Source organism: Nocardioides sp. YIM 152315 (genome assembly GCF_029210375.1).
GTDB lineage: Bacteria > Actinomycetota > Actinomycetes > Propionibacteriales > Nocardioidaceae > Nocardioides.
In genome coordinates this window covers 381,025-394,498 of record NZ_JARGER010000037.1, presented here as the reverse complement: position 1 = coordinate 394,498, position 13,474 = coordinate 381,025, and the positions used below count along the sequence as shown (strand labels likewise).

Genomic DNA, 13,474 nt, shown 5'->3' with positions numbered 1-13,474 from the left:
CAGTCCTGAGAATGGACACCCCACCCCCGGCCGTCAAGCGAATCGACCAGATGTCACCCAGCGGTGATCCGGCCGCGCGCACCCCGGACGCATCGCGCCCGGCCGGGTGCGGGACCCGGCCGGGCGCGGCCCCCAGTCGATGGAACCGTGGTCAGGGACCCCCGGGGAGCCGGTCGGCGTGCCACGGCGGCCTGACGCACCCGCGAGGGAAGGGGCCCGCAGTGTCGCTGTGACCTGGGTCACACGTCAAGCCCGGACGGCGGAGGTCTGGACCCCTGCGCACGTGAAGGGCGCTATCGCTGACCCCAGCCGAGACGGTGCGAGACCTCGGCCGCCGCGGCGACCAGCTGGGGGACGACGTCGTCCACGCGGGCCGGCCCGAGCCGGAAGGACGGGCCCGACACGCTCATCGACGCGACCACGTCTCCGTGCGCGTTGCGCACCGGCGCCGCCGCCGCGGTCAGGCCCTCCTCGAGCTCGTCGACCGCCACGGCGTACCCCTGCTCGCGGACCCGACCGAGCTCGTCGCGCAGCTTGGCCTTCGTCGTGATCGTGAGCGGGGTGTAGCGGGCGAGCGACCCGAGCACGTCGGCCAGCCGTCCGTCGTCGAGGCCGCTGAGCAGCACCTTGCCGTTACTGGTCGCGTGCAGCGGGATGTGCTGGCCGACCCAGTTGTGCGGCTGGAGCGCGGAGGATCCGGCCACCTGGTCGAGGTAGAGCGCCGAGCGGTCCGACAGCACCGCGATGTTGACGGTCTCACCGGTGTCGGCCGCCAGCTGGCGGCACACCGGGCGCGCCTCCTGCACCAGGTCGAGACGCGCGGTCGTCGCGCCGGCGAGACGGAGCACGCCGACCCCCAGCCGGTACCGGCCGCGGTCACCGGTCTGCTCCACCAGGCGGTGCGCCTCGAGCGTCGCCACCAGCCGGAACGCCGTGCTCTTGTGGACGCCCAGCTCGCCGGCGATCTCGGTCACGCCGGCCTCGCCGACCCGAGCGAGCACCTCGAGCACGGTCAGGGCGCGGTCGACCGACTGGACTCCGGCGGGCCCCTCGCTCATGCTCGGAGAGTAGCCCAAAGCGGTGTTGCGTATCGCAGAATGCGTTTCGGCCAGCGCAACGCGGCCGCATGTCAGGAGAGCCCAGCGCCGGAAGGTGGATCCGCCCGTGTCCCTTGCCATTCCCACCACCCCGGCGGGCGACTACGTCCTCATCCTCTCCTGCCCCGACCGCCCCGGCATCGTGCATGCCGTCTCCGGGTTCCTGGTGTCGCGCGGAGGCAACATCCTCGAGAGCCAGCAGTTCGGCGACCGCCTCACCGACCGGTTCTTCATGCGCATCGACTTCGTGGCACCCGGGCCGGTGGACGCCGACGTCATGCGGGAGGCCTTCGCCCCCGTCGCCGAGCAGTTCGAGATGACCTACGAGATCTGGGACGCCTCCGAGCCGTACCGGACACTGATCATGGTCTCCAAGCAGCTGCACTGCCTCAACGACCTGCTCTTCCGGGCCAGCACCGGCTCCTTGCAGATCACCATCCCGGCGATCGTCTCCAACCACCCGGACGCCGAGACGCTGGCGGCGTCGTACGGCATCCCCTTCCACCACGTGCCGGTGACGCCCGGGACCAAGCCGGAGGCCGAGGCCGAGCTGATGCGGCTCGTGGACAAGCACGCCGTGCACCTCGTCGTGCTGGCCCGCTACATGCAGGTGCTCTCCGACGACCTGTGCCGGCAGCTGTCGGGGCGGGCGATCAACATCCACCACTCGTTCCTGCCCAGCTTCAAGGGCGCGAAGCCCTACCACCAGGCCTTCGACCGCGGCGTGAAGCTGGTCGGCGCGACCGCGCACTACGTGACCGGCGACCTCGACGAGGGCCCGATCATCGAGCAGGACGTCATGCGCGTCGACCACACCTACGACCAGGACCAGCTCGTCTCGGCCGGCCGCGACGTCGAAGCACAGGTGCTCTCCCGCGCCGTCCGCTGGCACTCCCAGTCGCGGGTCCTGCCCAACGGCTCCCGGACCGTCGTCTTCCGATAGCCCGTTGAATCGGGAGTTCTGACGGTTGAATCCGGACTTTTCTCCCGACTCGACCGTCAGAAAGTCCCGATTCGACGGCTCTCAATCGCCGAGCTCGGCACGCCGGCGTACGACGTAGGCCTCGAGCTCCTCGCGGATCGCGTCGTCCAGCGGCGGGGGCTCGTACTCCTCGAGCCTCTTGCGATAGATCTCCGTGGCGCGGGCGGCGGTGTCCTTGGCGCCGCCCCGCATCCAGCGCTCGTAGTTCTCCGACGAGGAGAGGAACGGTCGGTAGAAGCAGGTGCGGAAGCGCTCCATCGTGTGCATCGCGCCGAGGAAGTGCCCCCCGTGGCCGACCTCCTCGTGGGCGTCGAAGGCGAGGGAGGCCGCGTCGATCTCCAGCGGCGTGAACTCGTGCTGCAGCATCTCCACGAGCTGGGCGTCGATGACGAACTTCTCGTAGCCCGCCACCAGGCCGCCCTCGAGCCAGCCCGCGGAGTGCATGACGAAGTTGGCGCCGGCGAGGAACGTCGGCAGCAGCGTCATCAGCGCCTCGTAGCCGGCCTGCGCGTCCGGCACCTGCGACGACGTCAGGCCACCCCCGGTGCGGAACGGGAGGTTGAAGTGCCGCGCGATCTGCCCGGTGCAGAGCAGGCCGATGCCGGACTCCGGGGTGCCGAAGGTCGGCGAGCCGGACTGCATGTCGATGTTCGAGAGGAACGACCCGAAGACGACCGGGCAGCCCGGCCGGATCAGCTGCGACAGCGCGATGCCCGAGAGCGCCTCGGCCATCTGCTGCACCAGCGCGGCGGGCACCGTCACCGGTGACATCGCGCCCATCAGGATGAACGGCGTGAGCACGACGGGCTGGTTGGCCGCCGAGTACTCGAACTGCGCCTCGAGCATCCGGTCGTCCCAGCGCAGCGGTGAGTTGCAGTTGATCAGCGAGATCAGCGCCGGGGTCTCCTCGATCGCGGCGCGCGACCCGAAGAGGATCTCGGTCATCGCGATCGTGTCGCGGGCGTTGACTCCGGAGACGACGTTGCCCATGTAGGCCTTGTCGGTCAGCGTCTGCAGCGCGTAGGTCATGTCGAGGTGCCGGCTGTCGAGCGGGGTGTCGTTGGGCTCGGTGACCACGCCACCCGCCGAGTCGAGCGCGGCGAAGGACTGCGCGAGGCGCGCGAAGTTGCGGAAGTCGTCCATCGTGCCGTCGCGGCGGACGTCGCCCTCACGCACGAACGGCGGACCGTAGACGGCGCCGAACGCCATCGCGTCGCCGCCGATGTGGACCGAGTGCTCGGGGTTGCGCGCCTGGAGGTCGAACTCCCGCGGCGCCTTCGCCACCTGATCCAGCACGAAGTCGGGGTCGAGGAAGACCGTGTTGTCGTCGACCTTCTGGCCGGCCGCGGCGAACAGGTCGCGGGCGCGGACGTCCATGAACTCGACCCCGATCTCGCTGACCAGGCGTCGCCATCCACCGTCGAGCGTCGACATCGCCTCCTCGGACAGCACTTCGTATCGCGGCATCTGGTTGCGGAACATCGGTCCTCCTGCCTAACCTCATGATGTGGGACCACAGTTCCACATCATGGGATCACTGACCAGAGGGAGAATGGTGGCGCAGGCGAGGGCACAGGCGACGGCGGAGTCGAGCACGGGCACCCAGGCCGTCGACCGGGCGGCGGCGCTCGTGTCGACGGTCGTGCACGCCGACGAGCCGCTCACCTTCGGCGACCTCCAGGAGTCCAGCGGGCTGGCGAAGTCGACGACGTCGCGCATGCTCGCCGCCCTCGAGCGCGGCGGCCTCCTCGAGCGCGACGACGACGGGTCCTACGTCGCCGGCAGCCTCTTCTGGCTGTACGCCGCGCGGCACGACCCGTGGGACGAGATGGTCCGGCTGGCCCGGCCGGCGATGGAGCAGATCGGCGAGGAGATCTCCGAGACCGTGCACCTGTCGGTGACCCGCGGCGAGAAGGTCGTGCAGGTCGCCCAGGTCGACAGTCGCTATCTGCTCGGCACCCGCGACTGGACCGAGATCGAGGTCCCCGCGCACTCCTCCGCGCTCGGCAAGGTGTTCTACGCGTGGGGCGCACTGCCCCTGCCGGACACCGAGCTCCAGCCTCTCACCGAGGCGACCATCACGACCCTCGAGGGGCTGCGCCGCGACGGCGCCCGCGCCCGCAAGCGCGGGTGGACGGTCACGCACGACGAGCTCGAGGTCGGCTTGACCGGCATCGCCGTACCCGTCCGGGGCACCCGCGGCGACGTCGTCGCCGCCCTCGGCATCTCGGGACCCACCCCGCGACTCGAGGACCGCCTCGAGGAGCTCGGCTCCAACCTGTCGTCCCATGCCGCGCAGCTGTCCATGCTCCTGCGCGGCCGAGCGCCCAAGGAGGGTGTGGCATGAACCCTGAGGAGATCCTGCAAGGGCTGTACGACGAGACGCTGGTCGGCAACGCCCCGCGCGTCCTCGAGCTGACCGAGGAGGGCCTGTCGATCGCGATGGAGCCGCAGACGCTGCTCTTCGACGCGCTGATCCCCTCCCTCGAGGAGGTCGGCGCCCGCTTCGAGCGCGGCGACTTCTTCGTGCCCGAGATGCTGATCGCCGGCCGCGCGATGGCCGGCGCGATGGAGCGGCTGCGGCCGCTGCTCGCCGAGACCGGCGTCGAGACGATCGGCAAGTTCCTGATGGGCACCGTCAAGGGCGACGTCCACGACATCGGCAAGAACCTGGTCAACATCATGCTCGAGGGCGCCGGCTTCGAGGTGATCGACCTCGGCGTGCAGGTGGCGCCCGAGAAGTTCGTCTCCGCGATCGAGGAGCACCGGCCCGACATCGTGGGGTTCTCCGCGTTCCTCACCACGACCATGCCGATGTTCAAGGCGAACATCAACGCGCTCGAGAAGGCCGGGCTCCGCGACTCGGTCGTGGTCATGGTCGGCGGCGCCCCGGTGACGCAGGAGTACGCCGACGCGGTCGGTGCCGACGGGTACGCCGCCGACGCCTCGGCGACCGTCAAGCGGGCCAAGGCGCTGATCAACGAGCGCCGCACGAAGGTCCCGGCCTGATGGCCTACGAGGGAGCGCCCCTGCACACCGTGCTGCGATCGGCGCGCAAGGAGGTCGTGATCGGGCACGACCGGCGCTTCTGCCTGATCGGCGAGCGGATCAACCCGACCGGCCGCCGGATCTTCCAGGAGCAGCTCCGCGCCGGTGACCTGTCCGCGATCGAGCGCGACGTCAAGGCCCAGGTCGAGGGCGGCGCCGACGTGCTCGACGTCAACATGGGCGTCCCGCTGACCGACGAGCCGGAGCTGCTCGCCGGGGCGATCCGGATGGTGCAGTCCCTGACCGACCTGCCGATCTGCATCGACTCGTCGGTCGTCGAGGCGCTCGAGGCCGGGCTGTCGGTCTACGAGGGCCGCGCCCTGGTCAACTCCGTCACCGCCGAGGACGACCGGCTCGCCGCGATCCTCCCGCTCGTCAAGAGGCACGACGCCGCGATCATCGCGCTGCCCAACGACGAGGACGAGATCCCGATGGAGGCCGACAAGCGGCTCGAGCTCGCGGCGAAGATCATCCGCGTCGCGACCGAGGAGTACGGCATCGCGAAGGCCGACATCGTGATCGACCCGCTCGCGATGCCGATCGGCGCCGACACGACCACCGCCCTCGTGACGATGGACACGATGCGCCGGATCCGCGACGAGCACGGCGTGAACATGACCTGCGGGGCGTCCAACACCTCCTTCGGCATGCCCGACCGACACACGCTCGGGGCGGCCTGGCTGCCGATGGCGATGACCGCCGGGTTGACCAGCGCGATCATGGACACCCGCACGCCGCAGATCGTCGACGCGGTCAAGGCGGCCGACGTGTTCCTCGACCACGACGAGTGGGGCATGGCGTGGATCGCCGCCCACCGGGCGAAGGCCGCCGCGACGGCGTCATGACCGAGCGGGGCGCCGAGCACGACGGGACCGGTCGCGTCGACCTGAGCTTCACGGTCGACGAGGCGCAGCGGACGGTGCGCGTGCCGCCGGGCGTCACCGTCTTCGACGCCGCGTCGTGGAACGGCATCGCCATCGACTCCACGTGCGGCGGCCACGGCACCTGCCACAAGTGCAAGGTGCGCGTCGAGGGGTCCACACCCATCACGCGGCACGACGTCAAGACGTTCACCCGCGAGCAGCTCGACGCCGGCTGGCGGCTCGCCTGCCTGGTCAACGCCACCCGCGACCTGGCGGTCGATGTCCCGCCGCTCACCACCCGGCCCAAGGCCGCGACCGTCGGCGTGGGGCGCCAGGTGATCCTGCGGCCCGCGATCCAGAAGCGGTACGTCGAGCTCGACGAGGCCACGCTCGCCGACCAGCGCACCGACCTCGCCCGGCTGCTCGAGGCGATCGACGACCTCGAGCCCGTGCCCGACCTGCACGTGCTGCGCCGGCTGCCCACCGTGCTCCGCCGGGCCGACTTCAAGGTGACGGCGGTCGTGGTCGACGAGGCGCTCGTCGACGTCGAGCCGGGCGACACCACGCGCACGGCGTACGGCATCGCCTTCGACCTGGGCACCACCACCGTCGTCGCGACACTGCTCGACGTCTCGACCGGCACGCCCGTCGCGGTGGCGTCGATGCTCAACCGGCAGCAGCCCTTCGGCGGCGACGTGATCACCCGGATCAGCGCGACGATGCTGGACCCGGACGCTCTCGGTCGACTGCGGACCGCCGCCTGCGAGACGCTCGCGGTGCTGGCGGAGCAGGTCTGCACCGAGGGTGGCGTCGACCCGGCGCACGTCTACGAGGTCGCGCTGGCCGGCAACGCGACGATGACGGCGCTCGCGCTGGGGATCGACCCGGAGCCGCTGGGCGTCGCGCCGTTCGTCATGTCGACGGCGCAGCCGCCCGACCTGCTCGCGGCCGACCTGGGACTGGCGCTCCATCCCCGCGCCCGGGTCACGCTCTTCCCGGCCCTCGGCGCGTACGTCGGCGGCGACATCGTCGCGGGCATGCTCGCCACCGGCATGGACCGTGACAAGCGCACCCGTCTCTTCATCGACGTCGGCACCAACTGCGAGATCGTCGTCAGCGACGGCGACCGGATCCTCTCCACCGCGGCGCCGGCGGGGCCGGCGTTCGAGGGCGGGGCGATCCGCTGCGGCATGCGTGCGGCGGACGGCGCGGTCGAAGTGGTCAAGCTCGGCGAGGGCGTGGAGCTCGGGGTCATCGGCGACGTCGAGCCGAAGGGGCTCTGCGGATCCGGGCTCGTCGACGCGGTGGCCGAGCTGGTGAAGGTCGGGCTCCTCGACGCGTCCGGGCGGTATGTCGCCGACGACGTCGCCAAGGAGATCGCGCCCTCGCTCGCCGACCGGCTCACCTACCTCGGGCAGGAGCGCGTCTTCGTGCTCCACCGGCCGACGCCGGACGCCGAGCCCGAGGACTGCGTCGTGCTCTCGCAGCGCGACGTGCGGGAACTCCAGTTCGCGAAGGCCGCGATCTCGACCGGCTGGACGCTGCTGCTCGAGGAGCTCGGCCTCGAGCACCGCGACGTCCAGCAGGTGCTGCTCGCCGGGTCCTTCGGCTCCTACCTCTCCGCCGCCTCGGCCGTCCGGATCGGGCTCGTCCCGAAGCTCCCGGTGCTGCGCATCGTCGCCGCCGGCAACGTCGCGGGCGAGGGCGCCAAGATGGCGCTCCTCTCCGTCCGTGAGCGCGCGGGCGCCCGAGCGCTGCTCGAGGAGGTGACCTATGTCGAGCTCTCCGACCGCGCCGACTTCAACGACCTCTTCGTCGACCAGCTCTCCTTCGGTGGTTGAGGAGGGCGTTCTGCGCCCCTCTCGAAGCCTCAGGACCGCGCTCGTCGCCTGTGGCGCGATCGCCCAGCCCTGCCTGGAGATCGTGGCCCGCCACGGCTGGCCCGTCGACGTCCACCCGCTGCCGCCGCTGCTGCACAACCAGCCCCATCTGATCGCCGACGCGGTGCGCCGGCTGGCGGGCCCGCTGCAGGCGTCCTACTCGTCCGTCGTCGTCGGATACGCCGACTGCGGCACCTACGGCGCGCTCGACGCCGTCTGCGCCGAGCTCGGGCTGGCCCGGCTGCCCGGCCTGCACTGCTACGACGTGTACGCCGGGGCGTCGCGCATCGGGCGGTTCTTCGACGAGCAGCCGGGCACCTACCTGCTCACCGACTTCCTGGTCAGGTCGTTCGCGCGGACCGTCGAGCAGGAGCTCGGCCTCGACCGGTGGCCCGAGCTGCGTGACGCCTACTTCGGCCACTACACCCGCGTCGTCTGGCTGGCGCAGGCGCCGGACGACGAGCTGCGCCGACTGGCCGCCGGGGCGGCCGACCGGATCGGCCTCCCACTCACCGTCGTCGAGACCGGGCACGCGCGGCTGGAGGACGCGCTGCGTCGTACCGTCGCAGGATGAGCCCGGATAGCCTTCCCGGCGTGGAAAGAGGCATCGCGCACGACCTCCACCGCCTCCCCGAGCTGGGCGTCACCGACCGGGCGGTGCTCGACGCGCTGCTCGACTCCCAGTGGGCCGGGGTGCTGTCGACCGTGGCGGACGGCGAGCCCGTCGCCGTACCCATGCTCTACGCGCGCGACGGCGACCGGGTGCTGCTGCACGGCTCCACCGGCGCCGGTGCGCTCCGGGCCGTGGCGGCCCGGGCGCCCGCGGTGCTCACGGTGTTCGCGCTCGACGCGCTGGTGGTGGCGCCGACGACGTTCGAGTCGTCGGTCAACTACCGCTCGGCCACCATCCGCGGCGCGCTGACTCGGGTGGACGACGTCGCTCTCGACGTCTTCTCCGAGGTGCTCATCCCGGGTCGTACGGCGGAGGTCCGACCCTCGACCCCCAAGGAGCTGGCCGCCACCCAGGCGCTGTCGCTCCCGATCGGCGCGGACAACTGGCTCCTCAAGGTCGCCGACGACTGGCCGGCCACCCCGGAGGAGGCGGGCGCCGGGCCGGACGTGTGGAGCGGGCTCGTGCCGGTGCGCACGGTGCTCGACCCGCCGGTCCCCGCGCCGTGGGCCGTGGACCTGCCGGTCCCGCGATCCGTGCGCGACCTCGGCGCGTGACCTCGACTCAGCGGCTCGACCGCCGCAGCAGGTCCTGGCGCCACGCCTCGGTCTCGGCGATCTGGTTGAACGTGAAGACGTGCAGGCCCTCGACGAGGGCGGTCGGTTCGCCCAGGGTGGGCGCACACCTCTCGAGGAACGACTCGCCGGTGAAGCCGCCCGGAGCCGCGAGGCGGGCGAAGGTGCCCTTGTGCTTGGCCAGGAAGCGGGTCGACTCGCCCACGCCGATCTTCGTGGCCATCGCCAGCAGCTTGGTCCGCTCGACCGGGCCGGGGATGCCGAGCAGCAGCGGCATCGTGATCCCGCGCCCGCGCATCCGGTGCACCCAGTCGCGCAGCACCCCGGGGTCGAAGGTCAGGTTGCTGACGACGTGGGTGGCGAAGCGGCGCTTGTCCCACATCGACTGCACCGTCAGGTCGTCGGTGATCGTGGGATGCGACTCGGGGTAGCCGGTGATGCCGACCTGGGCGAACGGTCGGCCGAGCGCGGCGAGGTCCTCGAGCAGTGACAGCGCGTCGGGATAGCTGCCCGCCGGGTCGGCGTCGCCGCCGGGCACGAAGATGCGCGAGATGCCCTTCCCCGTCAGGCGATCGGCGATCTCGGCCAGCTCGGTGCGTCCCGCCACCATCCGGGCCGCCAGGTGGGGCACGACGACGTACCCGTGCCCGGTCAGCCGCTCGGCGAGGTCGAGCGTCGCCTCGAGGCCCTTGCTCGGCGACGCGGTCACCGTGACGACGACGTCGCGGGGCACGTGGTCGAGCACCTTCTGCTCCGTGCTCGGCGTGGGCAGCACCTCGTAACGGGCCTGCTCGAGCAGCCGCGTCAGCGTCTGACGGTTCGATGGCTTGTTGCGCATGATGCAACTCATTTCGGGATGCGCACCAACGCGTCGAGTCTAGCCCTCCGGCCGCCGGATCGTCACCCACGAGATCAGACCGCCCAGCGCGAGCAGCACGGCGCAGATGACGGTGGCGGAGTCGTACGCCGCGTCGAGCGCGACCGGATCGGCGTACTCCTCTCCGCCGAGGCCGACGGCGACCGGCAGCGCGGCGACTGCGAGGAGCGAGCCCGCCCGGGCGACGGCGTTGTTGACGCCGCTGGCGATGCCGGCGTGCTCGTCCGGCGCCGCCGCGAGCACGGTCGCGGTGAGCGGCGCGACCATCAGGGCGAGGCCGAGGCCGAAGACGGTGAGCCCGGGCAGCACGTCGCGCCAGTAGCTGAGGTCGTCGTCGACGCCGAGCAGGAGCAGGGTGCCCGCCGCCATCACGAGTGGCCCCACGGTCATCGGGATCCGCGGGCCGATGCGGGTCGCGAGCTCGCCGCCCTTCTTCGCCAGGAAGAGCATGCAGACCGTGATCGGCAGGGTCGCGACCCCCGCCTCGAGCGCGGTGTAGCCGCTGACGGTCTGGAGCTGGAGCACCAGGAAGAAGAGCACGGCGCCGAGAGCCGCGTAGACGACCAGCGTCATCGCGTTGGCGGCGCTGAACGTGCGGTCGGCGAAGATGCCCAGCGGCAGCATCGGGTGGTCGCTGCGGCGCTCGTCGACGACGTACGCCGCGCCGGCGAGTGCGGCCAGCACCACGGCCCACGGCGCGAGTGGGTCTCCCCACTCGATCAGCGCATAGGTGATGCCGCCCAGGAAGAGCGCCGCCATCAGCGCGCCGACGAGGTCGAAGCGGCGTGGCGCGTTCGGGTCGAGCGTCTCGGGGACGGCCTGCTGGGCGATCAACACCGTCACGACGGCCAGGGGCAGGTTGATCAGGAAGATCCAGCGCCAGTGGGCGTACTCCACCAGCCCGCCGCCCACGAACGGACCGATCGCCGCGGCGATGCTGCCCAGGCCCGACCACGCGCCGATGGCGGCGGCGCGGTCCGCGCGCACGAACGCCCCCTGGATCATCGCGAGGCTGCCGGGCGTCAGCAGCGCGGCGCCGCAGCCCTGCAGCACCCGGGCCGCGATCAGGACCTCGGCCGTCGGCGCCACCCCGCACAGCAGGGAGGCGGCGGCGAACCAGACCGTGCCGACCACGAACATCCGCCGCCGGCCGTACCGGTCACCCAGCGACCCGCCCAGCAGGATGAAGCTCGCCAGCGAGAGCAGGTAGCCGTTCGAGATCCACTGCAGCTGCGCGAGCGAGGCGTCGAGGTCGTCGCCGATCGTGCGCAGCGCGACGTTGACGACGGTCCCGTCGAGCATCGTCATGCCCGAACCGAGCACGGCGGCCGCGACGACCGCCCGGCCGGCGGCCGTGCCCAGGCGGACCCCTCCCGACCCTGCGACCGATCCTGCGGCGTCCGTCACACCCCGGACGGTATCGGGGTCATCCCCGATGAAGGCTCCCCTAACCTCCACCTAGGATTCTGCAATGGCGCGTGTGTCCCTCAACGAAGCGAGGCTGGCCGAGCACGTCGACCGACTCGGTCACGAGCACCCACCGATCGATCTCGACTCCGTGGACTACGCCGTACGACGTCCCGACCTCTTCAACGCCCGCTACGGCCACGTGCTCGACTACATGGCGCGGGTCGAGCTCGAGGTGGACCGCAACGTCCTCGAGCTCACGACGCTGCTGCCCGACCCGCCCGAGATCGATCGGCGCTTCTACGCGGAGGTGTGGCAGCCGCAGGAGACCCGCCACGGGCTGATCCTCGACCAGCTCCAGGTGCACCTCGGGCGCCCGGCCGCGGTCGCCGACCTCACCTCGGTCGGCATCAAGATGAAGCTCCTCGGCGCGCTCGCGCACCTCGACGCCTTCCAGGACGTCTGCCGGATGCTCTACTACCTCACCGGCATGGCCACCGAGCGCTCCGCGGTGGTCGCCTACAACCTGCTCCACGAGGGCGTCGTGGAGCTGGGCGAGGAGGCCGTCGCCCGCACCGTGATCGCCCCGATCAAGCGGCAGGAGCCCGGCCACTACGCGTTCTACCAGCTCTCGGCCCGCGGCCTGTGGGCGCAGCTCGCGGGCTGGCAGCGGTGGATGGTCCGCCGGATGCGGCACTTCTCCTTCGCTCCCGTCGGCGCCAACGACGAAGCGCAGAGGGCCGACTTCGGCGACCTGATGCACTCGCTCGGCATCGACGGGCGCTCCGACGACTTCGCCGAGCAGATCTCCCGGGTCGAGCGCGAGCTGCTCTGGGCCCACCGGCGCGGGTTGACCGTGCCGCCGTACGTCGCGAAGGCGTTCCGCGAGGCCGTCGAGCTGTCCGAGGTCCGGCTGGCTTCATAGGGCCGGGCGCTGCCGCGACCCCGCGACCGACTTCTCGAGGTGTTCCCTCGCTTCTCGGGTGTTGCAATGCCCGAGAAGCGAGGGAATACCCGGTGCACCGGGTATCCCGGCCTCGGACGCCGCCGCTCCACGCTGGCCGGGGGCATGATCCGGGGCGCGTGGCTTGTAACCTCCCGAGCATGGGTCTCTCGGGCACGCGGCGCTTCGGCGCGGCCACGATCGCGCTGGCGTGCGTGCTGGGGGTGCTCGCCGTCCTGGCGCCGTCGGCGTCCGCGGCGCGACTGGTGCGCAACGACCGCTACACCGGCGTCGAGGACACCGTGCTCCGCGTCAAGGCGTCGCACGGCGTGCTCGCCAACGACCGGGTCCGTCGCGCGGTGCGCCGGGTCGTGGTGGTCAAGGCCCCGCGCCACGGCACGGTCAAGCTGGGCCGGCGCGGCGCGATCCGCTACCGGCCGACGGCCGACTGGTCGGGGCGGGACCGGTTCCTCTACCGGGCCGTCGACAGGCGCGGTCGGCGCAGCGTGGCGGTCGTGCGGATCGAGATCAAGCCCGCCGACGACCCGACCATCACGGTCGACGAATCGGCTGGCGTGCTCGAGGACGGCGTCGTCTCCGGCAACGTCCTCGTCAACGACAGCGACGTCGACAGCCCGCTGCGGATCCTCGAGCACAACGCCGCCCGGGCGCCCGGCTCCTTCACCATCCGGCCCGGCGGCGACTGGACCTACGCGCCCGCCGCCGACTGGAGCGGCACGGCGCTCGTCGGCTACGCCACCACCACCGGCGCGCTCGGCACGCTCACCGTCACGGTGACGCCCGTCGACGACCCGACGGTCACAAAGGACGACTCCGCTTCCGTGGTCGCTGGCGGTGGTCAGATCACCGGCAACGTCTTGACAAATGACAGCGACGTCGACTCCGCACTGCGCGTGACTTCATTCGCATTCGATGCCGGGGACGATGACGATCCGGTTCCCTTCGGATGGGATCCTGACGGAACTTGGTACTTCACGCCTGGCTCAAGCTGGCGTGGGAGCGCCATCGGCACCTACACGACCAACACCGGCGCCACGGGCACCCTGACCATCACGGTCGGCTAGGCCGCCCACGCCGACCCGCCCGAAAGTTTCGGGCGGGTCGGCGTGTG

The 13,474-nt window shown here is 71.5% G+C and carries 13 protein-coding genes; 9 read left to right on the top strand and 4 right to left on the bottom strand.

Features of this window, described 5'->3' with window-relative positions; translation table 11 throughout:
* Window positions 1–293: 293 nt before the first annotated feature.
* The gene (locus PZ894_RS13455; protein WP_275745493.1) at window positions 294–1,058 is read right to left on the bottom strand and encodes an IclR family transcriptional regulator; all 765 of its coding nucleotides are present in this window, start codon (window positions 1,056–1,058) and stop codon (window positions 294–296) included.
* 106 nt (window positions 1,059–1,164) lie between these two features.
* Between PZ894_RS13455 and purU the strand changes: the two genes are divergently transcribed.
* Window positions 1,165–2,040 (top strand): formyltetrahydrofolate deformylase, encoded by an 876-nt coding sequence (purU, locus tag PZ894_RS13450; protein ID WP_275745491.1) that lies wholly within the window; start codon window positions 1,165–1,167, stop codon window positions 2,038–2,040.
* An 81-nt stretch (window positions 2,041–2,121) separates the two neighbouring features.
* Here the strand turns inward: purU and PZ894_RS13445 are convergent, their stop codons facing one another.
* Window positions 2,122–3,561, bottom strand: coding sequence for a trimethylamine methyltransferase family protein (locus tag PZ894_RS13445; protein WP_275745489.1), 1,440 nt, complete (start codon window positions 3,559–3,561; stop codon window positions 2,122–2,124).
* Between the two features lie 46 nt (window positions 3,562–3,607).
* On the opposite strand from PZ894_RS13445, the gene PZ894_RS13440 reads away from it, so the two are divergent.
* The 6 genes from PZ894_RS13440 (at window position 3,608) to PZ894_RS13415 (ending at window position 9,097) form a co-directional block, all read left to right on the top strand.
* On the top strand, window positions 3,608–4,426 hold the full coding sequence (locus PZ894_RS13440; RefSeq protein ID WP_275745488.1) for an IclR family transcriptional regulator: 819 nt from the start codon (window positions 3,608–3,610) through the stop codon (window positions 4,424–4,426).
* Complete coding sequence (locus PZ894_RS13435; RefSeq protein ID WP_275745487.1) at window positions 4,423–5,088, top strand: corrinoid protein; 666 nt, start codon at window positions 4,423–4,425, stop codon at window positions 5,086–5,088. Before PZ894_RS13440 ends, PZ894_RS13435 begins: the two co-directional genes overlap by 4 nt.
* Window positions 5,088–5,972 carry a dihydropteroate synthase gene (locus PZ894_RS13430; protein WP_275745486.1) on the top strand — a complete coding sequence of 295 codons (885 nt, stop codon included), beginning with the start codon at window positions 5,088–5,090 and terminating at the stop codon, window positions 5,970–5,972. The genes PZ894_RS13435 and PZ894_RS13430 overlap by 1 nt, the downstream gene beginning before the upstream one ends.
* On the top strand, window positions 5,969–7,831 hold the full coding sequence (locus PZ894_RS13425) for an ASKHA domain-containing protein (RefSeq protein WP_275745484.1): 1,863 nt from the start codon (window positions 5,969–5,971) through the stop codon (window positions 7,829–7,831). The genes PZ894_RS13430 and PZ894_RS13425 overlap by 4 nt, the downstream gene beginning before the upstream one ends.
* Before the next feature lie 82 nt (window positions 7,832–7,913).
* Window positions 7,914–8,444, top strand: coding sequence for a DUF1638 domain-containing protein (locus PZ894_RS13420; protein ID WP_275745482.1), 531 nt, complete (start codon window positions 7,914–7,916; stop codon window positions 8,442–8,444).
* Between the two features lie 20 nt (window positions 8,445–8,464).
* Entirely contained in the window at window positions 8,465–9,097 is a 633-nt protein-coding gene (locus PZ894_RS13415; RefSeq protein ID WP_275745481.1) for a pyridoxamine 5'-phosphate oxidase family protein, read from the top strand.
* Between the two features lie 7 nt (window positions 9,098–9,104).
* Here the strand turns inward: PZ894_RS13415 and PZ894_RS13410 are convergent, their stop codons facing one another.
* Window positions 9,105–9,953 carry a methylenetetrahydrofolate reductase gene (locus PZ894_RS13410; RefSeq protein ID WP_275745479.1) on the bottom strand — a complete coding sequence of 283 codons (849 nt, stop codon included), beginning with the start codon at window positions 9,951–9,953 and terminating at the stop codon, window positions 9,105–9,107.
* A gap of 39 nt (window positions 9,954–9,992) precedes the next feature.
* Entirely contained in the window at window positions 9,993–11,399 is a 1,407-nt protein-coding gene (locus tag PZ894_RS13405) for an MFS transporter (protein ID WP_275745477.1), read from the bottom strand.
* 64 nt (window positions 11,400–11,463) lie between these two features.
* On the opposite strand from PZ894_RS13405, the gene PZ894_RS13400 reads away from it, so the two are divergent.
* Both PZ894_RS13400 and PZ894_RS13395 read left to right on the top strand, forming a co-directional pair.
* Window positions 11,464–12,324 (top strand): GTP-binding protein LepA, encoded by an 861-nt coding sequence (locus tag PZ894_RS13400; RefSeq protein ID WP_275745475.1) that lies wholly within the window; start codon window positions 11,464–11,466, stop codon window positions 12,322–12,324.
* 179 nt (window positions 12,325–12,503) lie between these two features.
* Window positions 12,504–13,427 carry an Ig-like domain-containing protein gene (locus PZ894_RS13395; RefSeq protein ID WP_275745473.1) on the top strand — a complete coding sequence of 308 codons (924 nt, stop codon included), beginning with the start codon at window positions 12,504–12,506 and terminating at the stop codon, window positions 13,425–13,427.
* Window positions 13,428–13,474 lie beyond the last annotated feature (47 nt).

What these genes read in the sequence shown, in the direction of transcription:
- PZ894_RS13435 (WP_275745487.1), top strand. Translation starts at nt 4,423, where the DNA reads ATGAACCCTGAGGAGATCCTGCAAGGGCTGTACGACGAGACGCTGGTC.
- PZ894_RS13395 (WP_275745473.1), top strand. Translation starts at nt 12,504, where the DNA reads ATGGGTCTCTCGGGCACGCGGCGCTTCGGCGCGGCCACGATCGCGCTG.
- PZ894_RS13400 (WP_275745475.1), top strand. Translation starts at nt 11,464, where the DNA reads ATGGCGCGTGTGTCCCTCAACGAAGCGAGGCTGGCCGAGCACGTCGAC.
- PZ894_RS13445 (WP_275745489.1), bottom strand. Translation starts at nt 3,561, where the DNA reads ATGTTCCGCAACCAGATGCCGCGATACGAAGTGCTGTCCGAGGAGGCG.
- PZ894_RS13455 (WP_275745493.1), bottom strand. Translation starts at nt 1,058, where the DNA reads ATGAGCGAGGGGCCCGCCGGAGTCCAGTCGGTCGACCGCGCCCTGACC.
- PZ894_RS13440 (WP_275745488.1), top strand. Translation starts at nt 3,608, where the DNA reads ATGGGATCACTGACCAGAGGGAGAATGGTGGCGCAGGCGAGGGCACAG.
- PZ894_RS13430 (WP_275745486.1), top strand. Translation starts at nt 5,088, where the DNA reads ATGGCCTACGAGGGAGCGCCCCTGCACACCGTGCTGCGATCGGCGCGC.
- PZ894_RS13410 (WP_275745479.1), bottom strand. Translation starts at nt 9,953, where the DNA reads ATGCGCAACAAGCCATCGAACCGTCAGACGCTGACGCGGCTGCTCGAG.
- PZ894_RS13425 (WP_275745484.1), top strand. Translation starts at nt 5,969, where the DNA reads ATGACCGAGCGGGGCGCCGAGCACGACGGGACCGGTCGCGTCGACCTG.